This window comes from Thetidibacter halocola, from assembly GCF_018224955.1.
Classification (GTDB): Bacteria; Pseudomonadota; Alphaproteobacteria; order Rhodobacterales; family Rhodobacteraceae; genus Thetidibacter; species Thetidibacter halocola.
Map to the genome: position 1 here is coordinate 193,886 of NZ_JAGTUU010000003.1, position 20,701 is coordinate 214,586.

21 protein-coding genes are annotated in these 20,701 nt (G+C 67.0%); 11 read left to right on the plus strand and 10 right to left on the minus strand.

Annotation, left to right across the window (positions count from 1 at the left end):
• Positions 1–48 precede the first annotated feature (48 nt).
• Positions 49–924 carry an amino acid ABC transporter permease gene (locus KB874_RS07995; RefSeq protein ID WP_212536046.1) on the plus strand — a complete coding sequence of 292 codons (876 nt, stop codon included), beginning with the start codon at positions 49–51 and terminating at the stop codon, positions 922–924.
• Here KB874_RS07995 and KB874_RS08000 read toward each other — a convergent pair.
• Together KB874_RS08000 and KB874_RS08005 are read right to left on the minus strand one after the other, a co-directional pair.
• Complete coding sequence (locus KB874_RS08000; RefSeq protein ID WP_212536047.1) at positions 896–2,272, minus strand: MATE family efflux transporter; 1,377 nt, start codon at positions 2,270–2,272, stop codon at positions 896–898. The genes KB874_RS07995 and KB874_RS08000 overlap by 29 nt on opposite strands.
• Before the next feature lie 43 nt (positions 2,273–2,315).
• Positions 2,316–3,227 (minus strand): LysR substrate-binding domain-containing protein, encoded by a 912-nt coding sequence (locus tag KB874_RS08005; RefSeq protein WP_212536048.1) that lies wholly within the window; start codon positions 3,225–3,227, stop codon positions 2,316–2,318.
• 97 nt (positions 3,228–3,324) lie between these two features.
• Here KB874_RS08005 and KB874_RS08010 point away from each other — a divergent pair, with 97 nt between their 5' ends.
• Complete coding sequence (locus KB874_RS08010) at positions 3,325–4,434, plus strand: hypothetical protein (RefSeq protein WP_212536049.1); 1,110 nt, start codon at positions 3,325–3,327, stop codon at positions 4,432–4,434.
• Between the two features lie 5 nt (positions 4,435–4,439).
• On the opposite strand, the gene KB874_RS08015 is transcribed toward KB874_RS08010, so the two are convergent.
• The gene (locus tag KB874_RS08015) at positions 4,440–5,432 is read right to left on the minus strand and encodes an amidohydrolase family protein (protein ID WP_212536050.1); all 993 of its coding nucleotides are present in this window, start codon (positions 5,430–5,432) and stop codon (positions 4,440–4,442) included.
• A 91-nt stretch (positions 5,433–5,523) separates the two neighbouring features.
• Here KB874_RS08015 and KB874_RS08020 point away from each other — a divergent pair, with 91 nt between their 5' ends.
• Positions 5,524–6,570 carry an aromatic ring-hydroxylating dioxygenase subunit alpha gene (locus tag KB874_RS08020; protein WP_212536051.1) on the plus strand — a complete coding sequence of 349 codons (1,047 nt, stop codon included), beginning with the start codon at positions 5,524–5,526 and terminating at the stop codon, positions 6,568–6,570.
• A 7-nt stretch (positions 6,571–6,577) separates the two neighbouring features.
• Here KB874_RS08020 and KB874_RS08025 read toward each other — a convergent pair whose 3' ends face one another.
• Positions 6,578–7,513: a LysR family transcriptional regulator gene (locus KB874_RS08025; RefSeq protein ID WP_212536052.1), complete on the minus strand. Its 936-nt coding sequence runs from the start codon at positions 7,511–7,513 to the stop codon at positions 6,578–6,580.
• A 114-nt stretch (positions 7,514–7,627) separates the two neighbouring features.
• On the opposite strand from KB874_RS08025, the gene KB874_RS08030 reads away from it, so the two are divergent.
• Genes KB874_RS08030 through KB874_RS08065 form a run of 8 tightly spaced genes read left to right on the plus strand, consistent with a single transcriptional unit; the run spans position 7,628 to position 14,862 of the window.
• Positions 7,628–8,098: a TRAP transporter small permease gene (locus KB874_RS08030; RefSeq protein ID WP_212536053.1), complete on the plus strand. Its 471-nt coding sequence runs from the start codon at positions 7,628–7,630 to the stop codon at positions 8,096–8,098.
• Positions 8,095–9,393: a TRAP transporter large permease gene (locus KB874_RS08035; RefSeq protein ID WP_212536054.1), complete on the plus strand. Its 1,299-nt coding sequence runs from the start codon at positions 8,095–8,097 to the stop codon at positions 9,391–9,393. The genes KB874_RS08030 and KB874_RS08035 overlap by 4 nt, the downstream gene beginning before the upstream one ends.
• A 35-nt stretch (positions 9,394–9,428) precedes the next feature.
• Positions 9,429–10,418: a TRAP transporter substrate-binding protein DctP gene (dctP, locus tag KB874_RS08040; protein WP_212536055.1), complete on the plus strand. Its 990-nt coding sequence runs from the start codon at positions 9,429–9,431 to the stop codon at positions 10,416–10,418.
• A gap of 53 nt (positions 10,419–10,471) precedes the next feature.
• Complete coding sequence (locus KB874_RS08045) at positions 10,472–11,572, plus strand: NAD(P)/FAD-dependent oxidoreductase (RefSeq protein ID WP_212536056.1); 1,101 nt, start codon at positions 10,472–10,474, stop codon at positions 11,570–11,572.
• Complete coding sequence (locus KB874_RS08050; protein ID WP_212536057.1) at positions 11,547–11,852, plus strand: (2Fe-2S)-binding protein; 306 nt, start codon at positions 11,547–11,549, stop codon at positions 11,850–11,852. The genes KB874_RS08045 and KB874_RS08050 overlap by 26 nt, the downstream gene beginning before the upstream one ends.
• The gene (locus KB874_RS08055; RefSeq protein ID WP_212536058.1) at positions 11,842–13,233 is read left to right on the plus strand and encodes an FAD/NAD(P)-dependent oxidoreductase; all 1,392 of its coding nucleotides are present in this window, start codon (positions 11,842–11,844) and stop codon (positions 13,231–13,233) included. Before KB874_RS08050 ends, KB874_RS08055 begins: the two co-directional genes overlap by 11 nt.
• A gap of 16 nt (positions 13,234–13,249) precedes the next feature.
• Entirely contained in the window at positions 13,250–13,588 is a 339-nt protein-coding gene (locus KB874_RS08060) for a RidA family protein (protein WP_212536059.1), read from the plus strand.
• Positions 13,522–14,862 carry a D-amino acid dehydrogenase gene (locus tag KB874_RS08065; protein ID WP_346346533.1) on the plus strand — a complete coding sequence of 447 codons (1,341 nt, stop codon included), beginning with the start codon at positions 13,522–13,524 and terminating at the stop codon, positions 14,860–14,862. Before KB874_RS08060 ends, KB874_RS08065 begins: the two co-directional genes overlap by 67 nt.
• Here the strand turns inward: KB874_RS08065 and KB874_RS08070 are convergent.
• The 6 genes from KB874_RS08070 to KB874_RS08095 are packed head-to-tail and all read right to left on the minus strand — an operon-like array spanning position 14,853 to position 20,667.
• Positions 14,853–15,827 carry a M14 family metallopeptidase gene (locus KB874_RS08070; protein WP_212536061.1) on the minus strand — a complete coding sequence of 325 codons (975 nt, stop codon included), beginning with the start codon at positions 15,825–15,827 and terminating at the stop codon, positions 14,853–14,855. The genes KB874_RS08065 and KB874_RS08070 overlap by 10 nt on opposite strands.
• Positions 15,824–16,699: an N-formylglutamate amidohydrolase gene (locus tag KB874_RS08075; protein WP_212536062.1), complete on the minus strand. Its 876-nt coding sequence runs from the start codon at positions 16,697–16,699 to the stop codon at positions 15,824–15,826. The genes KB874_RS08070 and KB874_RS08075 overlap by 4 nt, the downstream gene beginning before the upstream one ends.
• A complete protein-coding gene (locus tag KB874_RS08080) occupies positions 16,696–17,694 on the minus strand; it encodes an ABC transporter ATP-binding protein (RefSeq protein WP_212536063.1) in 999 nt (332 codons plus the stop codon). The genes KB874_RS08075 and KB874_RS08080 overlap by 4 nt, the downstream gene beginning before the upstream one ends.
• Complete coding sequence (locus KB874_RS08085) at positions 17,691–18,665, minus strand: ABC transporter ATP-binding protein (RefSeq protein WP_212536064.1); 975 nt, start codon at positions 18,663–18,665, stop codon at positions 17,691–17,693. The genes KB874_RS08080 and KB874_RS08085 overlap by 4 nt, the downstream gene beginning before the upstream one ends.
• Positions 18,662–19,693, minus strand: coding sequence for an ABC transporter permease (locus KB874_RS08090; RefSeq protein ID WP_249200333.1), 1,032 nt, complete (start codon positions 19,691–19,693; stop codon positions 18,662–18,664). Before KB874_RS08090 ends, KB874_RS08085 begins: the two co-directional genes overlap by 4 nt.
• A complete protein-coding gene (locus KB874_RS08095; RefSeq protein ID WP_212536065.1) occupies positions 19,690–20,667 on the minus strand; it encodes an ABC transporter permease in 978 nt (325 codons plus the stop codon). Before KB874_RS08095 ends, KB874_RS08090 begins: the two co-directional genes overlap by 4 nt.
• Positions 20,668–20,701 lie beyond the last annotated feature (34 nt).

A 20,701-nucleotide genomic window follows, 5' to 3' on the forward strand; every position in this document is an offset into this window, starting at 1 on the left:
TGACCCGGTCCGGCCCGACCAGGGCCGGGCCACCCTTGCGGAGGCCCCATGCGGCGCAGGAAACGTTCCCTTCACTGGATCGACTGGCTGATCCTCGCGGTTCTCGCGGGGTTTTTCGCCGTGATCTGGTTCCGCATCTCGGGCACGCTGAACTACAAGTGGCAGTGGGACCGCATCCCCAACTACATCCTGCGCTGGGATGAGGAGGACGGACGCTGGGTCGCCAACCTGCTGTTGCAAGGGCTGATCACCACGATCCGCATCTCGATCTATGCCAGCATCCTGGCGCTGATCCTGGGCACGATCCTGGGCATCGCACGCTGTTCGACGAACCTCGCAATCCGGATGCTGGCGCGCACCTACCTCGAATTCCTGCGCAACATCCCGCCCGTCGTGGTGATCTTCATCTTCTACTTCTTCCTGTCCGAACAGATCGTCGCTGCCTTCGACATCGAGCGCTGGGCGCGCGGCATCGCCCGGTCCGAGAACCCCGAAATGTGGGAATTCTTCTTTGGCGACATGCGGCGGTTCCCGTCGATGATTTCGGGTGTGCTGGTGCTGGCGCTGTTCGAAAGCGCCTTTGTCGGCGAGATCGTGCGCGCCGGCATCCAGTCGATCCCGCGCGGCCAGCGCGAGGCGGCGCGCGCCATCGGCATGGGCTGGGGCGACGAGATGCGATTTGTCGTGCTGCCGCAGGCGCTGCGCAAGGTCATCCCGCCGATGTCGAACCAGTTCATCTCGCTGGTCAAGGACAGCTCGATCATCTCGCTGATCTCGGTGCAGGAACTGACCTACAAGACGGTGGAACTGGTCTCGTCCACAAGGATGATCTTCGAGGCATGGCTGACCACGGCCGCGCTGTATTTCCTGCTGTGTTTCGGCCTGTCGCTGCTGTTCAGGCGGCTTGAGGGCGAGCGGCGGTGAACAGCCCGCCCATGTGCTGGCGCGCCACGCGCTCGGCCACGGCCAGCGACAGGATCAGGCCGGTGGACACGGCGGTGGCGATGCCGAACCAGACGCCCCAGGTGCCGAGGCCCATCACCTCGACGTAAAGCCAGCAGAACAGCGCCACCGCGATCCCCTGCCGCCACAGTCCGATCCAGACCGTCGACACCGGGCGCTTCAGCGCCTGCAAGAGCGAATTGGTGGCGAACAGCACAAGGTAGACGGGCAGGATGAACCCGTCGACATGCAGGTAATCGCCGCCCAGCCGGATCACCTCGGGGTCGTCGCTGAACAGCGCGACCATGGGCCGGGCCGCGAACCACAGCACGACCGATCCGCAGGCCATCAGGGCCACGCCCGCCTTGACGCAGAAGAAGAACGCCTCGCGCACCCGCTCATGGTTGCCCGCGCCGAAATTCTGCGCCGCGATGGGCAGCAGCGCGCCGGTCAGGCCGAAACCGGGCAGCAGGATCAGCTGTTCGATCCGCAGGCCCACTCCATAGGCGGCCAGCGCTGCGGGGCCGAACCCCTTGAGGAACAACTGCACGACAAAGCCCGCGATCAGCATGATGACCATGGCGAATGTCGAGGGCAGCGCCTGTGCCGCGATGGCCTGCCAGCGCGCCGGGTCGGGTCGCCAGACGCGCGCGCCCGCCATGACATCCGACGCCATGACCCGCCACAGGATGAAGCCCATGACGCCAGTCTGGCTGACCAGCGTCGACAGGGCAATCCCGTTGAAGCCGATCCCCGGCACCAGCCCCGGAATGCCGAAGATGAACAGCGGGTTCAGCACGAGATTGGCGAAGAAGGCCGCGATCTGCGCCCGCTTCATCGACTCGGTATCACCCTGCGCGGTCAGGATGCCGTTGCCCGCAAAGGCCAGCAGGAAGGGCGCGGCGGCCCAAAGTAGAACCGCCATGTAGGCATTGGCGGCGTCGCGATAGGCGCCCGGTTCCGACACAAGAGACAGCATCGCCGGCGCGCCCCAGATGCCGCCGATACCCAGCGTCAATGAAAGCGCCGTGCCGAACAGTAGTCCCTGGCAGGCGGTCTCGCGCGCGGCATCCGCGTCATCCGCGCCAATGGCGTTGCCCACCAGCGCCGACATGGCGCTGCCCAGACCCACGCCGAAGGCCACCAGCAGCATGAAGACCGGAAAGGTGATCGCCAGCCCCGCCTGTGCTGTCGTCGACAGCAGGCCCGCGTACCAGATGTCCACCACGTTGTAGAGCGTCGCGAACATCATGCCGATCGCTGCCGGCACCGCAAGCGCGCGGAAATGTCCGGGGATCGAGCCCTGTCTCAGGTCGCGCCCGCGTGCCATGCCGTTCCCTTTCGCGTCAGGCGGGGCAAAGAGCCCGCTCCCCTTAGTTGCCGTGCACCGCGCCGCCGTCAAGCGCGGCGGCCTCGCGGCGCAGCCAGTCGCGGAAATCCCGCAGGTGCGGCTGCTCCAGCGCGGCGGGCGGGCAGGTGAACCAGTAGTGAAAGCGCGAGCTGCCTTCCTGCGGAAAGGGCCGCACCAGCCGCCCCGCCGCCAGCGCATCCATCACCAGCGGTTCTCGCCCCAGCGCCACGCCCGCGCCCTCGATCGCGGCCTGGATCGACAGGTTCGACTGGCCGAAGCGGCGGGTGCGGGCGGCGGGCAGGGTCTGTCCGGTCTCCTCCGCCCAGCTTTCCCAGGTCGGCGGGCGATGCGGGCCGGGATCGTGCGTGTCGACCAGCAGCGTGTGCCGCCCGAGGTCGGCCACCGATTTCAGCCGCCGGCCCAGATCAGGTGTGCATACCGGAAAGACCCGCTCGCCGAACAGCCGTTCCGCATGCATCCCCCGCGGTCGTGCGGCGGCATAGCGGATTGCCGCATCGGCGCCCTCGCCATCGCCCGGATCGGTCCCGGTGCGGGTCGAGATCGACACCGGGATGTCGGGATGCTCGGAATCGAAGTTCAGCAGGCGCGGAAACAGCCAGTTGACCGCGAAACCCGGCGGGCAGGCGATGTTCACCACCGTCCGCCGCCGCGTCGCTTGCAGCGCCTCCAGCGTCGCATCGATCCGGCCCAGCCCCTCGGCCACCGCCTCGGCCAGGCGCGCGCCCTCTTGCGTGGCGATCGACCGGCGCGCGCCGCGCGCGATCAGCTGACAGCCGGTCCAGTCCTCGAGCGCGCGCACATGCTGGCTGACGGCGGATTGCGTCATGCCCAGGTCCTCGGCCGCGCGGCTGAAACTGTGCAGCCGGGCGACCGTCTCGAACACGCGCAGCGAGGGGTAAGGCAAGGGACGCATTCCATCAGCATCACTAATGGTTCACATTATGCAAGCGGAATTGCCGCACGTGCGAGAGCCCCTAGACTGGTCGCATCCCGAAAGTTGTGAGGCGCCCATGAGCCTTGATTTCACCCTCGACGCCGCGATGACCAACCTGCTGGGCCATTGTGCGGGGTTGCGCGCGGGCGACCGGCTGGTGGTGGTCGAGGAGGCGGGCAGCGATTACTACGACGGTCGGATCGGTGGTGCCGTGGCTGCGGCGGCCCGCGCGCGCGGCATCGACACCGACCTGCACCGCGTCCCCTTTTGCCATGCCGTCGATGGGCTGGGAGAGCCACTGACCACCCTCATGTCCGAGGCCGACTGCACGATCTTCTGCGCCCGGCTGGGCGACCAGGTGCGGTTCCGCGAGATGCCGAAGGGCATCCGCGCCGTCGTCTGTTACGCGCTTGACCTGCCGATGCTGGCCTCTGCCTTTGGTGCCGCCGATTACCGCGCCTTCCTCGGGTTGAAACATGCGCTGGACGACATGCTGTTCGCGGCAGGCCATATCCGCGTGACCTGCCCGCGCGGCACAGATTTCGCGGGGCCGGGGCCGGGCGCCGCGCTGCACGGGCCCGACGACGTGTCGATCATCCGCTTTCCCATGTCGACCTTCGCGCCGGTTCCGGCGCAGGGCTTTTCGGGCCGCGTGGTGCTGGCGGGGTTCCTGATGGGCACTGGCTCGCGCTATTACGAGCCTTACGGGATCGGCACGCAGGGACGGCTGATCGCCCATTTCCGCGAAGGGCGCCTGACCGGCTTCGGCGGCAGCCCGGTCGATGTCGCAATGGCCGAGGCGCATTACACCGATATTGCCGAACGGTTCGGCATCGACCGCGACGCGGTGCATTCCTGGCATGCGGGCATCCATCCCGGCTGCGCCTTTGCCAACCCGGTCGAGGCCGATTTCCTGCGCTGGAGCGGCGGCGCCTTCGGCAATCCGCGCATCCTGCATTTCCACACTTGCGGCACCCAACCCCCCGGCGAGATCTCGTGGAACGTGCTCGATCCCACGGTCGAGGTCGACGGGTTCAAGGTCTGGGAGGATGGCGTGCTGCATCCCGACCGCGTGCCGGGCGCGGCGTCGCTGCTGGCCGAGTATCCCTGTGCCGCGGCCGCCTTTGCCCATCCCGCGCGGGACGTGGGGATCATGGGCGCGCTGCTGGACCGGATCGGCGCGTGAGGCGCTCAGCGGTCGAGCGAGGCGATCAATTCCAGTGCATTGAGGCCGGCGATGCGCGCCTTGTCCTCCGGGTCGAGCCGCGCCGGCTCCAGCGCATGGGTGTAAGGATCGTCGACAAAGATCGGCCAGTCCGATCCCAGAAAGATCCGGTCGGCGCCGAACAGGTCCACCGCCGCCTCCAGTGCACGGGGCCCGAGCGAGGCGCAATCATACCACAGGTTGCGCAGCCGCGCGGTGGGAAAGGGCATGTCGGGGTTGCGGTGCCGGCCGATCGACTCCAGCCGTTCGATGATGAAGGGCAGGGTGCCGCCCAGGTTCACCACCTGGAAGGCAAGGCGCGGCCAGAGGTGCTGGATGTCCGACAGGATCAGCGTCAGCGCGGTCTGCGCGATCTGCGATTGCAGCGCCACGGCCGAGGTCCGGTATTGCGGGAAATCCGCCGCCGGGTCGGGCGGGGCCCCTCCGACCCTCGGGCCGGGATGGATCATCACCAGGCAGCCGGTCTCGTTCGCGGCCTCGAGGATGGGCGCCAGGCTGCGCGCCTCTGCGACCGAGTTGAAACAGTCGCCCGGCAGGATGATACCGGGCAGGTTGAGGTCGCGCCTGATACGCCGAACCTCGGCCACCGCCAGGTCCATGTCGGCCAGCGGCAACCCGCCCAGTCCAAGGATGCGACCGCCGGTTTCCTGCCGCAGCCCGGCGAGATGGGTGTTGAAGGCGGATATGGCCTGCGCGACCTCGGCACCGGGCTGGATGTCGAGACAGAGCGCGCCCGGAAAGGTCAGCATCCGGTGGCTGAGGCCCTGCCGGTCCATCTGCGCCAGCCCCACCGATATGTCATGATAGGCGGGGCTGAATGGAAACTCGCCGTTCATCGCCAGCATGCCGGCCGAGCCGTCGGCGCGTGTTCGCAGGCAGGGGCGGGACTGCCTTGCCTGCAACATCTCGACCAGTCCGCCGCCGTAGAAATGGGCATGCATGTCGACGCGCTGTTCCATCGGGCGGCCCTTGCCTCTCATGCAAACTGTTTCGTAATGATAAACCATGCCGCAGGTTCCGGCGCAACGCCGCCCGCGAAAGGATGATGCCATGTTCTCGGACGACTATCCGCTCAACTTCTGGTACGTCGCCGGCCGGGCCGAGGATTTCGGCCGCGCGCTGAAACCGCTGACGCTATTCGGGCGCAAGATCGTGTTCTACCGGCGCGAGGACGGCACCCCGGTTGCGCTGGAGGATGCCTGTCCGCACCGCAAGCTGCCGTTGTCCAAGGGCGCCTTGCAGGGCGATACGGTGGTGTGCGGCTATCACGGGCTGACCTTCGACGGGGCGGGGCGCTGCGTCGCCGCGCCGACGCAGGCGGATGCGGTGCCTAAACGTGCCCGCGTGATCTCCTATCCGGTGGCCGAGAAATACGGCTTTGTCTGGATCTGGCCGGGCGATGCAGCGCTGGCTGATCCCGCGCGGCTGATCGACATTCCACATTACGACGATCCCACCTGGGGCAAGACTCGGCGCGGCGCGCTGGACATCGCCTGCAACTATCTCTGGGTCACGGACAACCTGCTGGACCCGTCGCACGTGGCCTGGGTGCACGTCACCTCCTTCGCCGGAGCGGGCACCGACAACGTGCCGTTGCAGATCACCGAAGGCCACGACCATGTGATCGTCTGGCGCTGGATCCCGGACCGGCCCGCGCCGCCCTATTACCAGCAGCTCATGGGATTCGAGGGGCATTGTGACCGCAAGCAGCACTATGAATGCCGCGTGCCATCGACCGCGATCAACAAGTCGATCTACACGCCTGCCGGAACCGGTGGCGATGACGACGCGCTGCCCGAGGCGGCCTTCGTCAACTTCTCCTACAACTTCATGACGCCGGTCGATGCGGATCATACGCTGTATTTCTGGTTCCAGCACCGCAACGCCCGTGCCGATGACGAGGCCGTATCGCAGCGCATGTTCGAGGGCGCGACCATGGCCTTCAACGAGGACAAGGCCGTGCTGGAGGACGTGCACACGGGCATGAAGGACGCCGCTACGCCCGTCCTCAACCTCGGGCTGGATGCGGGCGCGCTGCGGTTCCGCAAGCTGGTCGAGCGCGCCGTAACGACCGAGCGCGAGACGCTGACCGCCTGAGCCGGGCTCAGGGCGCCGCCAACGCCTTTTCGATCTCGTCCGGCATCCGTTCCAGCGCCTGCGACAGGTCCGCGATGAAGGCCTGCGTCACCAGTGACGGCGTGGCATAGCCGGGCGTCAGGATCGACACGCTGTTCGAGATGCGCGGGCGAAAGCGGCGGATGCACAGCCCGGACGGGCCGGGGTTCTGCACCAGGTGGCTATAGGCCGTGATCATGTCGCAGATCATGATGCACAGCCCCTCGGCCACGAATTGCAGGCCCGGCAGGAAGGTGCGCAACTCCAGATATTTGTTGAACGAGTGGCCGCTTGCTTGAAAGGCGGCCTCGGTCTGGGTGGCGGTGGTGTGGGCCTCGAACAGGATCGCCATCGGCCTGCCGTCGAGGTCGGCGGGCATCAACACCTCGCGCGCCGCCAGCGGATCGTCTTGCGACAGGACGCAGACGCATTCGAGATCGTAATCGCGCTGATGGATCGAGGCGCGCGGCACGGGCGTCTCGGCAAAGCCGATATCGTATTGCTGCGAGGCGATCAGATCCTCGATCACCCCCGACGAGCGCATGATCAGCGCCAACTCCAGCCCCGGCTTGTCCTTGGCAAAGCGCGTCAGCAGGCGTGGCATGAAGAACCCCGACGCCGCCGGGTGGCAGGCGATGCGCAGCGTGCCCGATCGCAGCGTGCCGATCCGGCCCAGCGTTTCCTTGGTGCGTTCCAGCCGGGCAAGGATCGCCTCGGCCTCTTCGAGGAAAAAGCGCGCCTCGGGTGTCGGCGTCAGCTTGCCATGTTCGCGCAGGAACAGCGCGAAGCCCAACTCGTCCTCCAGCGTGGCGATCATGGCGCTGACGGCGGGCTGGGTGCGCCCGACCGTGCGCGCGGCCTGGCTGATCGAGCCGCTGCGCATGACTTCGCGGAATGTGACAAGCTGGCGGATCGAGAGGTTCATTGCGCAATCCATAAACTGAATTGATGATGTTACAGATTTTTTGAAATTGATTTTATGCGCCATGTCCAGTGAAATCCCACGCATCCGGCAGCAACGACTCCGGAAGGGGGACGGATGGACAGATTCTCGAAATACCTTCTGACCGCGCTGATCGGCGTCGTGGCCCTGGGCCAGTTCGTGCAGGTCGTCACGCGCTACGTGCTTCAGATCCCTGTCATGGGGCTGGAAGAGACGATGCTGTATCCGACGCTGTGGCTCTACATGCTGGGCGCGGTGAACGCCTCGCGCGAGAACACCCATATCCGCGCCAACGTGCTGGAAATCTGGCTGAAGACGCCGCGCCAGCACACGATCCTCGCCATCGTGGGCGAGATCATCAGCCTGGCCGTGGGCCTGTGGCTGCTGTCCTGGGCGTGGGATTTCACGCGCTATTCCTGGCGCGTCTGGAAGGAAAGCCCGACCCTCTACATCCCGACCTTCTATTCCGACGTGGCGCTGGTGATCGGGCTGGGGCTGATGATGCTCTACACGCTGGTTCACCTCTGGTCCCATGTCCGCATCCTGGCGAAAGGCGCCGAACAATGATCGAGATCGCGCTTCTGTCCATCGCTGTCCTCGTGCTGACCCTGACGCTGGGCGTGCCGCTGCCCTACTGTTTCGGCGCGGCTCTGATGGTCATGTATTTCATCGGCGACGTGACGATGAAAGGCATGATGATCTGGGGATTCCAGCAGATGGGCAACCCGGTTCTGCTGGCCATTCCGCTGTTCGTCCTGGCCGGCACGATCATGTCAGAGTCAGGCATAGCCGCCTCGCTGCTGCGCTTCGTCAACGCCTTCATCGGGCATGTTCGCGGCGGGCTGGGCGTGGTGGCGGCGGTATCCTGCGCGGTGATAGGGGCGATTTCCGGCTCCGGCCTGACCGGCATCGCCGCCATCGGCCCGCTGCTGATCCCCGAGATGGAAAAGCGCGGCTATCCCCGCGAATACGCCACCGCCCTGATCGCCAATTCCTCGATCCTGGGCCTGCTGATCCCGCCGTCTGTCACGATGATCGTCTATGGCTGGGTGACGGATACCTCGATCCTCGCCTGTTTCCTGGCGACGCTGGGGCCGGGGCTGCTGATCATGGTCAACTTCTCGGTCGTGAACCTCTGGATGAGCCGCAAGTTCAACTTGCATCTCGATGAAAAGCCGACCTTTTCCGAGCTGACCTCGGAAGTGACCAAGCGCGGAATCCACGCCTTTCCGGCGCTGCTGATGCCGGTGATGATCCTCGGCGGCATCTATGGCGGCATCATGACGCCGACCGAGGCCGCCGCCCTGTCGGTGATCTACGCGATCCCGGTGGGCTTCCTGATCTACAAGGGCCTGCGCTGGGACAATTTCCTGATGGCCGGGAAAGAGGCCGCGACAGCGGTGGGCGCGATCATGGTCATGATCCTTTTCTCGATGATCCTCGGCCAGATGTTCGTCTATGAAAGCATCCCGCAGCAACTGGTCAGCGCGATCTTCGGCATCACCGAGAACAAGGTCCTGCTGCTGATCTTCATCAACATCCTGCTGTTCCTGGTGGGCATGGTGGTGAACGACGTGACCGCCATCATCCTGATCGCGCCGCTGCTGCTGCCGCTGATGACCGCGATCGGCGTCAGCCCGGTGCAGTTCGCCGCGATCATGGGCGTCAACACGGCAATGGGGGGCGTGACGCCGCCCTATGCCTCGATCCTCTATCTCGGCGCCCGGATCGGCAACGTGAAGGTCACCAAGGTGATCCCGCCCGCGATGATGCTGATCGTCACGGGCTATGTGCCGGTGGTCTTCCTGACCTCGCTCTGGCCCGACCTGTCGCTCTTCCTGCCGCGCCTTTTCGGCTACTGACCGCAATTCCCGACCCGCAACCAAGGAGACCAACCATGACCCGCTTCCTGACCACCACCGCCGCCGCCGCGCTGTTCGCGCTGGCCGGTATCGCCAATGCCGCCGACCTGAAGATGAGCCATGTCCGCCCGCAGGACGCCACCATCGACAAGGAACTGCGCGCCTTCGCGGCCCAGGTCGACACCGCGACCGGCGGCGACGTCAAGATCGAGATCTTCCCGGCCTCGGCGCTGGGCGACTACACCACCGTGCAGGAACGCATCAGCGTGGGCGCCATCGACATGGCGACCCAGCCCGCCGGCACCGCCGCCGACCGCCGGATGCAGATCAGCTCGTTCCCCTTCCTCGCCAGCAACTGGGAAGAGGCGCGCAAGATCTACGGGCCCGACGGCCCGGTGCGCAATGTCATGGCAGACCTCTACGCCGAGCAGGACATCACCATGCTGGCGGCCTATCCGGTCTATTTCGGCGGCATCTCGCTGAACACCGACCCGGTCAATCCCGGTGAGCCCGCCGCCAACGGCATCAAGGTGCGCGTGCCCGGCATCAAGTCCTTCCAGCTGACCGGCGAGGCGCTGGGCTACATCCCGTCGCCGATCCCCTTCTCCGAGGCGTTCACCGCGATCCAGACCGGCGTCGTCGATGGCGTGATCGGGTCCGGGGCCGAGGGCTATTACGCCTCGTTCCGCGACGTGACCAAGGCCTACATCCCTGCGAATACCCATTTCGAGGTCTGGTACATGATCATCTCGAACGGCTCGCTTGCGGAACTCGACGCCGAGGACCAGGAGGCGCTCAAGGCCGCCGCGGCTGCCTTCGAGGCGCAGCGCTGGACCGTGGCCGAGTCCGATCAGGCCGCCTGGGAACAGAAGCTGACCGACGATCTGGGCACCACCGTGGTCGCGCTGACACCCGAGCAGCTTTCCGCGATGGCGGCCAAGGTGCGCAGCGATGTGTGGCCCGTGGTGCTCGAGGATGTGGGCGCCGATTGGGGCCAGGCGATCCTCGACAAGGTCGGCCAGTAAGGACCGCAGGCGGGGGCGGCGCCGTGCCGCCCCCAGCCACAAGGGAGACCCTCATGGACACGGATTACGCGATCATCGGCGGTGGTGTCGTCGGCCTGTCGGTGGCCTGGGGGCTGCTGTCGCGCGGCCGCCGCGTGACCGTGATCGACGGCGACGACGGCGCCTTTCGCGCCAGCCGCGGCAATTTCGGCCTGGTCTGGGTGCAGTCCAAGGGCATGAAGCAGCCGCGCTACGCCCGCTGGTCGCAGCAATCCGCCGCGCTCTGGGCCGATTTCGCCGCTGAACTGGGCGAGAACGCCGGCACGATTGTTCCGCTGGAACAGAAGGGCGGCTACGACCTGCATTTCTCCGAGGAAACGCTGGCCGAAACGGTCGAGAAATACGAGATCCTGAAGGCCAAGCTGGGCGGAGATTACCCGTTCGAGGTGCTGGGCCACAACGCCCTGCGCAAGGAAGAGCCGCATATCGGTCCGAAGGTCGTGGGCGCGATCCTGCATCACCAGGATGGGCACGCGAACCCCTTGAGACTGCTGCGCGCGCTGGCCGCAGACGTGCGGCGGATGGGCGGGCAGGTGCTGACCGGCAAGACGGTGACGGGCGTCACGAAGCCTGATGGCTTCCGCGTGACCTGTGCCGACGGCACCGTGATCGGCGCGGATCGGGTGATCCTGTCCGCCGGTCTGGGCGCGGCAACGCTTGGCCCCGCGATGGGCTTCAAGGCGCCGGTCAGGCCGCAGCGCGGGCAGGTGCTGATTACCGAGAAACTGCCGAAACTCATCAATCGCCCCTCGCTGATCGCCCGCCAGGTGGACGAGGGCGGCATCCAGATCGGAGCGACGAACGAAGAGGTCGGGCTTGACGACCGGGTGACGCAACCGGGCCTGTCGGGCCTCGCCGCCGAGGCCATCGCCGCCTATCCCGCGCTGGCCCGGGCGCAGCTGGTGCGCAGCTGGGGCGCGCTGCGCGTGCTCTCTCCCGACGGGCTGCCGATCTACCAGGAAAGCCGCGAGATGCCGGGCGCCTTCCTCGTGACCTGTCATAGCGGCATCACCCTTGCCGCCGTGCATGCCCGCCTTCTGCCAGACTGGCTGGAGGGCACGCAGGCCGCCCCGGACCTGGAGGTGTTCAGTGAAGACCGTTTCGCCGTTTCTTGAACTCGACGACGCGCCGACGGTCGCCGTGACCTTCGACGGCCGGACGCTGGACCTGCCCGAGGGCGCGAACCTGGCCGCCGCACTGCTGGCGGCGGGCGAGGGCGTGTTCCGCCGAACGCCGGTCTCGGGCGCGCCGCGCGGGCCGTTCTGCATGATGGGGGCGTGTTTCGACTGCCTGGTCGAGATCGACGGCATCGTGCGGCAGGCCTGCATGATCGAGGTGACAGAGGGCTTGCAGATCGCGCGCCCGCATGAGGCGGGGGCAGAGGATGACACGTGACCTGGTGGTAATCGGCGCGGGACCGGCCGGAATGGCCGCCGCTGCTACCGCCGCCGAGGCGGGCCTGTCTGTGGCGCTGCTGGACGAGCAGAAGCGCCCCGGCGGGCAGATCTATCGCGACGTGGACCGCGCGATGGTCCGTCGCGGCGCGATCCTGGGCGCCGATTTCGCCCATGGCGCCGGCTTGACGGCGGGTTTGCGCCATGACCGCATCAAGCACCTGGCGGGTGCGGTCGTCTGGGCCATCGAGGAGGGCTTTCGCGTCTCCTACACGCAGGATGGAAAGGGGGCGCAGGTCTCGGGCGCGCGGGTGCTGCTGGCCACCGGCGCGCTGGAGCGCCCGATGCCCGTGCCGGGCTGGACGATGCCCGGAGTCATGACCGCAGGCGCTGCGCAGATCCTGCTGAAACAGTCGGGCGTGGTGCCGCGCCGGGCCGTCCTGGTGGGCTCCGGCCCCCTGATCTACCTGATCGCGGCGCAGATGGTGCGGGCGGGCACGCCGCCGCTGGCGCTGGTCGAAACGCAGACACGGGGCGACATGATGGGCGCGATGCGCCATCTGGGTGGCGCGCTGCGGGGCTTTTGGACATTGGCCAAGGGTCTGAAGCTGCTGGCGGAAATTACCCGCGCCAGAGTGCCGCGCCACACGGGCGCGACGCAAATCGCCATCGAGGGCGCGGACCGGGCCGAGGCAATCACCTTTCACGCCGCTGGCCGCGCGCACCGCATCGTCTGCGACACGGTCCTGCTGCATCATGGCGTGGTGCCGAACACGCAGGCGGCGCGGTCGTTGGGTGTCACGCATCGCTGGAACACCGCGCAGCAGTGTTTCTTGCCGCAGGTCGACGACTGGGGTGCGACGGATGTGCCCGGCCTGATGATCGCGGGCGACGGCGCCGGGATCGGCGGGGCGACGGTGGCCGAGATCGCTGGTCGCCTTGCGGCGCTGCATGCCGCCTGCGAAACGGGCCATCTCACGCGGGAGCAGCGCGACGCACGGGCCGGCTCGCTGCACCGGGCGTTGGACAAGGATCGCGCGATCCGCCCCTTCCTCGACGCGGCCTATCCGCCCTTTGCGCAGGCGCTGGCCCCCGCCGACGCCACCATCGTCTGCCGTTGCGAGGAGGTGACGGCCGGCACGATCCGCGCCCATGCAGGGCTGGGCTGCACCGGCCCGAACCAGGCCAAGGCCTTTGGCCGGGCGGGCATGGGACCGTGCCAGGGGCGCTACTGCGGCCTGACCGTGACGGGAATTCTGGCACAGGCCAATGGACAGACCCCCGATGAAACGGGTTACTATCGGATCAGGCCGCCGCTGAAACCCGTGACGCTGGGCGAACTCGCGGCGATGGACAATCCGGGGCAGGACGCCGCGGAATAGGGACAGGAGAACGACCATGATCGAACGGATCGACACCGGCACGAGGATGAGCAAGATCGTCAAGCATAACGGTGTCGCCTATCTCTGCGGTCAGGTCGGCGATGGCGAGGCGGTGACGGAACAGACGCGCGACTGCCTAGCACGGGTCGATGCGTTGCTGGCCAAGGCGGGATCGTCACGGGAACAGATGTTGCAGGCCATCATCTGGCTGGCCGACATGGACGATTTCGCCGAGATGAACGCGGTCTGGGACGCCTGGGTGCCCGAGGGTCACGCCCCCGCGCGGGCCTGCGGCGAGGCGAAACTCGCCCGCCCCGCGCTCAAGGTCGAGATCATCGTCACTGCCGCCTGTTGAGCGATCCGGGGGAAAACACCATGAAGATCGTTGTCCTCGGCGCCGGCGTGCTTGGCGTCACCACTGCATGGTATCTGGCGCGGGCCGGTGCCGAGGTGATCGTGCTGGACCGCCAGCGCGAACCCGGCATGGAGACCAGCTATGCCAATGCCGGTGAACTCAGCTACGGCATGACCTCGCCCTGGGCGGCGCCGGGCGTGCCAAAGAAGGCGATCAAGTGGCTGTTCATGCGCCACCGCCCCCTGTTCATCTGGCCGCTCATCAGCCCGACCATGTGGGCCTGGGGCCTGCGGATGCTGGCGAATTGCAACGAGACCGCCTATCGCGTGAACAAGGCGCGCATGGTGCGCGTGTCCGATTACAGCCGCCGCGCGCTGACCGACCTGATGGCGGAAATGCCGATGGATTTCGAGTTGCGCGAGCGCGGCACCCTGCAACTGTTCCGCACCGAAAAGCAGCTCAAGGGTTCCAAGGCCGACCAGGAGGTGCTGGCCGAGTTCGGTTCGCCCTTCGAGGTGCTGGACCGCGACGGCTGCATCGCTGCCGAACCGGGCCTGGCCCACGTCGCCGAGAAATTCGTGGGCGGCCTGCGGCTGACCGCCGACCGCACAGGCGATTGCCGGATGTTCACCCAAGCCCTGGCGAAGAAGGCCGAGGAAAAGGGTGTCACCTTTCGCTATGGCGTGACGATCATGGGGCTGGGGATGAAGGATGGGCGCATCGCCAGCGTCCGCACCGACCACGGCACCGAGACGGCGGATGCGTTTGTCTGCTGCATGGGGCCCTTTGCGCCGATCCTGCTGAAGCAGGTCGGGATCAAGGTGCCGATCTACCCGATCAAGGGCTATTCCATCACTCTGCCGGTGACCGATTCCGACGCCGCGCCGCAGTCGACCATCATGGACGAGACGCACAAGGTGGCGATCACCCGGCTGGGCGACCGCATCCGCGTGGCGGGTCAGGCCGAGATCATCGGCTACAACCAGAAACTCGGCAGCCACGCCACGGATACCGTGCGCCACGTGGTCAAGGACCTTTTTCCCAAAGGCGGCGACCTCAGCCAGATCAAGGGCTGGACCGGGCTGCGCCCGATGACGCCGGACGGCACGCCGGTGATCGGGCCGACGCGCATCCCCAACCTTTATCTCAACACCGGTCACGGCACGCTGGGCTGGACGATGGCCTGCGGCTCGGCCCGGGCGGTGGCCGATATCGTGATGGGCCGCCCGCCCGAGATCGACATGGACGGGCTGACCGCCGCGCGTTACGGCTGAACCGGCTGGGCCAGCCGCACGGCGGTCTTGCCGGGCCATAGCCGGCGCGACGGCATGATGAGCACGGTCGGATCGTGCGGCGCGTGTACCGGCTTGTCGCCGTCCCAGCCGATCAGCCGGCCCTGTTCGAGATGCTCGAAACCGCGCCAGTCCTCGGCAAAGCGAAAGTTTTCCGTCTCGATCGTGACGGGGCCGGAGACTTCGTAGAATTTCTGTTCCGGCAGGGGGCGGGTTGCCATGCGCTCGGCGCCCCAGTCGGCGGCGACGGCGCCGGTCGCGCGCAGGAAGCCCGTGACGCAGTCTTTCGCCACCTCGGCGCTCTCCGCCTCCCAGTGCTGGCCGCATTCGACCAGCGCGGCGTTCTTTGCCGAACCGGGGTCCGAGAAACCCTCGAAATCGCGCATCCGCATACCCTCGGCATGGCCCTTGTCGGTGACGACGATTCCGGGCCAGCGGATAACGTGGCCAAGGCTGCGCCCCTTGGCGGCGGGGCCCGCGATGATCAGCGGCTGGGTCTTGTGCTGCATGGAATGGATGTCCAGCAACAGATCCACGTCGCGCAGCCAGGGGCGGATTTCGCGGGCGCGCTCGACCTCGGGCGTCACGCGGCGGTCGGGATCGTCCAGCACGCCCGGCCCCCAGAGCCGGTTGAAATCCTCCTCGATCCAGCGCGTCGCGTCGGGCACCTGGGGGTCGAAGGCCTCGTAGGCGGCGGTGTTGATGAAGGCGAAGGACAGCTTGCCCTGCACCGGGCGCAGGTCCATTCCCATCAGCCAGTCCAGCGCGATGGCGCCGCAGGGCTCGTTACCGTGCACGATGGCGGTCAGCGCCACGTGCGGCCCGGAGGCGCCGCTGTCGAAGGTCCAGACATAGGGAATCCCGGTGTTGCCCGCGGAAAAGGCAGACAGGTCCGGCGGGGTCAGTTCGACGGCGTAGATATTGGGAAGGCCGGTGGCGGAACTCATGTCATCTGTCCTTCAAGCGCGGCTTCGACGAAGCGGGCGAGGTGGCGGGAAAGGTCTGTGAAGGTGGCCTTGAGGTCGGCATAGCCCGCGTTGGGCTCGCGCGTGGATTCGTCCATGTAGAGCTTGCGGTTGACCTCGATCTGCATCGAGTGACGCCCCTGCAGGGGCGCGCCGTTGGCGCAGATCAACTCCATCCCCTTGTAGGGGTCGTTGATCGCCACCGAATGACCGCGCGCGCGCAGGAAATCGGCGACCGCGGCGGTGAAACAAGGGGCGCAGGCGGTGCCGTCGCGGTCGCCCAGCACGAAATCGGGGCGCGGTGTGCCACGCTCTTGCGTGGACATGGCCGAGGCGACCTCCTGCATGGAGTGGCAGTTGACGTGCCATACCTTGCCCCATCGCCCGCGGGACTCGTCCAGCAGGGCGCGCAGGCGGGTCTGGTAAGGCTGGTGATAGCGCGTCACGCGGGCATGGACCTCTTCCGCCGTCAGGCGCCGGTCATACAGCGGCCCACCAGCGGGCGGCTCACGCGTCCAGCACAGGCCGATGCCGAGCGTGCTCTTGATCGTGGGGTTCAGGGGGAGCGGATAGGCGCCCTCGATCTGGTCCGGGTCCATGTCGTCGGCGGCACGGTTGGCGTCGACGTAGGAGCGCGGGAAATGCGCGTGCAGCAGGACCGCGCCCGCCTCGACCGCGCCACGCCAGAGGTCGTGCACATGCGTGTCCTCGGCATGGCGCAGGCCCACCGGATCGACCGCGTGGTTGAAATCCGTCGGATAGTCGGTGCCCGAATGCGGGCTGTCGAGGACCAGAGGCAGCCGCTGCGTGTCCAGCCCCTCGACGCTGAGGACACCGGGAATGTGATGGGTCATGCGACGCCTCCGTCGTTCAGGTGGCAGGCCACGGCGCGCGGGCCGTCATGGATCAGGCGCGGCGCCTCGGACTTGCAACGCGGCCCGGCCAGCGGGCAGCGCGGATGGAAATGGCAGCCGGGCGGCGGGTTGAGCGGCGAGGGGATCTCGCCCTTGATCGTGTGGTACTCGCGATGCCCCGCCTCGAGCTTTGGCACCTGGTCCAGCAGCGCCTGCGTGTAGGGGTGTTTCGGGCCGTCAAACAGCTCGCCCGTGGGGGCGATTTCCACGACCCGGCCCAGATACATGACCACCACTCGGTCGGCGATATGCTCGATCACGCCGAGGTCGTGGCTGATGAACAGGTAGGTCAGGTCGAGGTCGCGGCGCAGGTCCTGGAACAGGTTGATGACCTGCGCCTGGATCGACACGTCGAGCGCCGCGATGCTTTCGTCGCAGATCAGGAATTCGGGCTGCACCGCCAGAGCGCGGGCGATGCCGATCCGCTGTCGCTGGCCGCCCGAGAACTGGTGCGGGAAGCGCTGGGCATAGGACGGATCGAGGCCCACCTTGGTCATCAGGTCGGCGACGTAGTCGGTCATCTCGCGTTTCGTCGTCAGGCCATGGAATACCGCGGCCTCTCCCACGATGTCGTTCACCCGCATCCGCGGATTGAGCGACGACATCGGGTCCTGGAAAATCATCTGCACCCGCAGGCGCGCTGCCTTGGCGGCCTCGGTGCGGGCGTCGGTCACGTCGACGCCTTCAAAGCGGATAGTGCCCTTTGTGACGGGCAGCAGCCCAGCCACCATGCGCCCGAGCGTGGACTTGCCGCAGCCGGATTCGCCCACCAGCCCTACGACCTCGCCGCGCGCCACCTCGAATGAGGCACTGTCCACTGCGTTCACGCGGGATTCCGAGACATTGGCGCCCAGCGTGCGGGCGAATTTCTCAATGGCGTCCAGCTTCTTCTCGAAGACGCGGCTGACGCCCTGCAATTCCAGCATCGCGCTCATGCCACGGCCTCCGTCAGCGGGTGCAGGCAGCGCAAGGCGCGGCCCGCGCCGGTTTCCGTGACCTCGGGCGCGGTGGCGCGGCAGGCGTCGCTGACGCGCGGGCATCGCGGTGCAAAGGCGCAGCCCGGCGGCAGATGCGCCATGTTAGGCGCCATGCCGGGGATCTGCGTCAGCCGGTCGCCCCGCCGCCCGTGCCCGGGGATCGAACCCAGCAGGCCGGCCGTATAGGGATGGGCGGGCGCGGTCAGGATGGCGCTGGCCGGCCCGCTTTCCACGATCCGGCCCGCATACATGACCGCGATCCGGTCGGCGAGGCCCGCCACCACCGCCAGGTCATGGGTGATCCAGATCAGCGATGTCCCGGTCTCGCGCGCAAGGCCCTGCACCTCGGCCAGGATCTGGCTTTGAATCGTGACGTCCAGCGCAGTCGTCGGCTCGTCCGCGATGATCAGGTCAGGTCCGTTCAGCAGGGCGATGGCGATGGCCACGCGCTGCCGCATCCCGCCGGAGAACTGGTGCGGGTAGGCGTTGAGGCGTTCGGCGGGCGAGGGGATGCCCACCCGCGCCAGCGCCTGCACCGCGCGGTCGCGCGCCGCCGCCTTGCTGACCTTTTCATGCGCCTGCACCGCCTCGATCATCTGCGTGTCGATGCGCAGAACCGGGTTCAGCGTCATCATCGGGTCCTGGAAGATCATCGCGATCCGGTTGCCACGCAGGCGGCGCATCTCGCGGTCGGGCAGCTTGGCCAGGTCCTGGCCCCGGAACAGGATGCGCCCGCCCGTGACCCGGCCCGGCGGATCGACAAGCCGCAGGATGGAAAAGCCGGTCACGGTCTTGCCCGATCCGCTTTCGCCGACCAGCCCCAGCACCTCACCTTCCTCCAGCGAGAAGCTGACGCCATCCACCGCCTTCACCACGCCCGCATCGGTGAAGAAATGGGTTTGCAGGTTCTCGACGCTCAGGACGGTCATCGGCGCAGCCTCGGGTTCAGCACGTCGCGCAGCCGGTCGCCGACGAGGTTGATGGAGGCCACGATGGCCAACAGGGCGACGCCGGGATACATGCTCATCCAGTATTGGCCGGACAGCATGTAGTCGTAGCCGTTGGCGATCAGCAGCCCCAGCGAGGGCCGGGTGATCGGCACGCCGACGCCGAGGAAGGACAGCGACGACTCCAGCACGATTGTGTTGGCGACCTGCACGGTCGAGATCACCACCAGCGGCGGGATGCAGTTGGGCAGCAGATGGCGGAACAGGATGCGCCGCGATGACAGGCCCAGGCCGCGCGCCGCATCGATGTATTCCTTGCGCGCCTCTGACAGGGCCGTGCCGCGCACGGTGCGGGCGTAATAGGCCCATTGCACCACGATCAGCGCGATGATGACCTTGTCGAGGCCCCGCCCGAAGGCCGCCATCAGCATCAAGGCCACGAGGATCGACGGGAAGGACAGTTGCAGGTCCACCAGCCGCATCAGGATGGTTTCCACCCGCCCGCCGGCCCAGGCGGCGTAGATGCCCACGACGACGCCGATCGCCATCGCCGCCATCGTGGCGACGATCGCCACCATCAGCGAGACGCGCAGGCCGTAAAGGATGCCCGACAGGATGTCGCGGCCCTGCTCGTCGGTGCCCAGGTGATAGGTCATCGACCCGTCGAAATTCGTGCCCCCCGGCTCCAGCCGCCCGTCCATGATGTCGAGTTGTGCCAGGTCATAAGGGTTCTGCGGCGACAGCTCGGGCGCGAATAGCGCGACTATGACCAGCACCAGAAGGCTGGCGGCGGCGAACCATGCGGCCGGGCCGTTGAAGAACTGCTTCATGCGCCCCTTCAGCAGGCGCGCCGCGAAGAAGACCGACAGGACCAGCAGCAGCAGGCGGGCGGGCAGGCTGGCCCATTGTGGCGCAAGCCCCAGCGCCAGCACGGCGGCCACCGCCAGCAGACCCGCGATCAGCGGCAGGCGGTCGGCTCGGACGGGCGGGTTGGTGGCGGGGGCGCTCATGATGCGGCTCCCGAGATGCGCACGCGCGGGTCGAGCAGCGTATAGATCACGTCCACGATCAGGTTGATGGTGATGAAGATCAGCACCGTCATCATCAGGTAGGCGACGATCACCGGGCGATCCAAGGTCAGGATCGAGTCGATCAGCAGCTTGCCCATGCCGGGCCAGGCAAAGACCGTCTCGGTCACCACGGCGAAGGCGATCATCGAGCCCAGCTCCAGCCCCAGCACCGTGACGATGGGGATCATGATGTTCTTGAGCACGTGGACAAAGAGGATGCGGGTTTCCGACACGCCCTTGGCGCGGGCGAATTTCACGTAGTCCTGCACCAGCGCCTCCTGCGTTCCGGCGCGGGCCAGGCGCGTCACCAGCGACGCCTTGTATAGCGCCAGCGTCAGCGCGGGCAGGATCATGTATTGCAGACCGCCTTCGGCAAAGATCGACAGGCGGACGCCCAGCACCTCTACCGTGTCGCCGCGCCCCGTCGAGGGCAGCCATCGCAACTCGACCGCGAAGATCAGGATCAGCAGCATCCCCACCCAGAAATTCGGCAGCGAAAAGCCGAAGATTGAACCGGTCATGATCGCGCGGCCCTGCCAGCGGTCGGACTTGTAGCCGGCATAGACGCCCAGCGGCACGCCGATCAGGACGGAGAAGAAAAGGCCCAGTGCCGCCAGTTCCAGCGTCGCGGGCATGTAATGCAGGATCAGTTGCACCGCCGGTTCGCCATGCACGAAACTGCGGCCGAGATCGCCCTGCAGCGCATTGCCGAGGAAGGTCAGGAACTGCATCCAGATCGGCTGGTCAAAGCCGAAACGCTCCATCGTCGCCTCGATCTCGGCCGGGGTCGCGTCGGGCGAGATCAGGATGTCGACGGGATTGCCGACCATGTAGATGCCGAAGAAGACGATCACCATCATCGCCAGGGCGACAAAGATCGACTGGGCGATGCGCCTCAGCAGGTAGACCAGCATTGTCGGGATCCTCGGCCAGAAAGGCCGCGCGGCA

Bases quoted from the DNA above. Each gene is read 5' to 3' on its own strand.
- KB874_RS08080 (WP_212536063.1), bottom strand. From the start codon at position 17,694: ATGAGCGCGATGCTGGAATTGCAGGGCGTCAGCCGCGTCTTCGAGAAG.
- KB874_RS08085 (WP_212536064.1), bottom strand. From the start codon at position 18,665: ATGACCGTCCTGAGCGTCGAGAACCTGCAAACCCATTTCTTCACCGAT.
- KB874_RS08015 (WP_212536050.1), bottom strand. From the start codon at position 5,432: ATGGAACAGCGCGTCGACATGCATGCCCATTTCTACGGCGGCGGACTG.
- KB874_RS08020 (WP_212536051.1), top strand. From the start codon at position 5,524: ATGTTCTCGGACGACTATCCGCTCAACTTCTGGTACGTCGCCGGCCGG.
- KB874_RS08025 (WP_212536052.1), bottom strand. From the start codon at position 7,513: ATGAACCTCTCGATCCGCCAGCTTGTCACATTCCGCGAAGTCATGCGC.
- KB874_RS08000 (WP_212536047.1), bottom strand. From the start codon at position 2,272: ATGGCACGCGGGCGCGACCTGAGACAGGGCTCGATCCCCGGACATTTC.
- KB874_RS08070 (WP_212536061.1), bottom strand. From the start codon at position 15,827: ATGAGTTCCGCCACCGGCCTTCCCAATATCTACGCCGTCGAACTGACC.
- KB874_RS08035 (WP_212536054.1), top strand. From the start codon at position 8,095: ATGATCGAGATCGCGCTTCTGTCCATCGCTGTCCTCGTGCTGACCCTG.
- KB874_RS08095 (WP_212536065.1), bottom strand. From the start codon at position 20,667: ATGCTGGTCTACCTGCTGAGGCGCATCGCCCAGTCGATCTTTGTCGCC.
- KB874_RS08090 (WP_249200333.1), bottom strand. From the start codon at position 19,693: ATGAGCGCCCCCGCCACCAACCCGCCCGTCCGAGCCGACCGCCTGCCG.
- KB874_RS07995 (WP_212536046.1), top strand. From the start codon at position 49: ATGCGGCGCAGGAAACGTTCCCTTCACTGGATCGACTGGCTGATCCTC.
- KB874_RS08005 (WP_212536048.1), bottom strand. From the start codon at position 3,227: ATGCGTCCCTTGCCTTACCCCTCGCTGCGCGTGTTCGAGACGGTCGCC.
- KB874_RS08045 (WP_212536056.1), top strand. From the start codon at position 10,472: ATGGACACGGATTACGCGATCATCGGCGGTGGTGTCGTCGGCCTGTCG.
- KB874_RS08055 (WP_212536058.1), top strand. From the start codon at position 11,842: ATGACACGTGACCTGGTGGTAATCGGCGCGGGACCGGCCGGAATGGCC.
- KB874_RS08075 (WP_212536062.1), bottom strand. From the start codon at position 16,699: ATGACCCATCACATTCCCGGTGTCCTCAGCGTCGAGGGGCTGGACACG.
- dctP (WP_212536055.1), top strand. From the start codon at position 9,429: ATGACCCGCTTCCTGACCACCACCGCCGCCGCCGCGCTGTTCGCGCTG.
- KB874_RS08010 (WP_212536049.1), top strand. From the start codon at position 3,325: ATGAGCCTTGATTTCACCCTCGACGCCGCGATGACCAACCTGCTGGGC.
- KB874_RS08060 (WP_212536059.1), top strand. From the start codon at position 13,250: ATGATCGAACGGATCGACACCGGCACGAGGATGAGCAAGATCGTCAAG.
- KB874_RS08030 (WP_212536053.1), top strand. From the start codon at position 7,628: ATGGACAGATTCTCGAAATACCTTCTGACCGCGCTGATCGGCGTCGTG.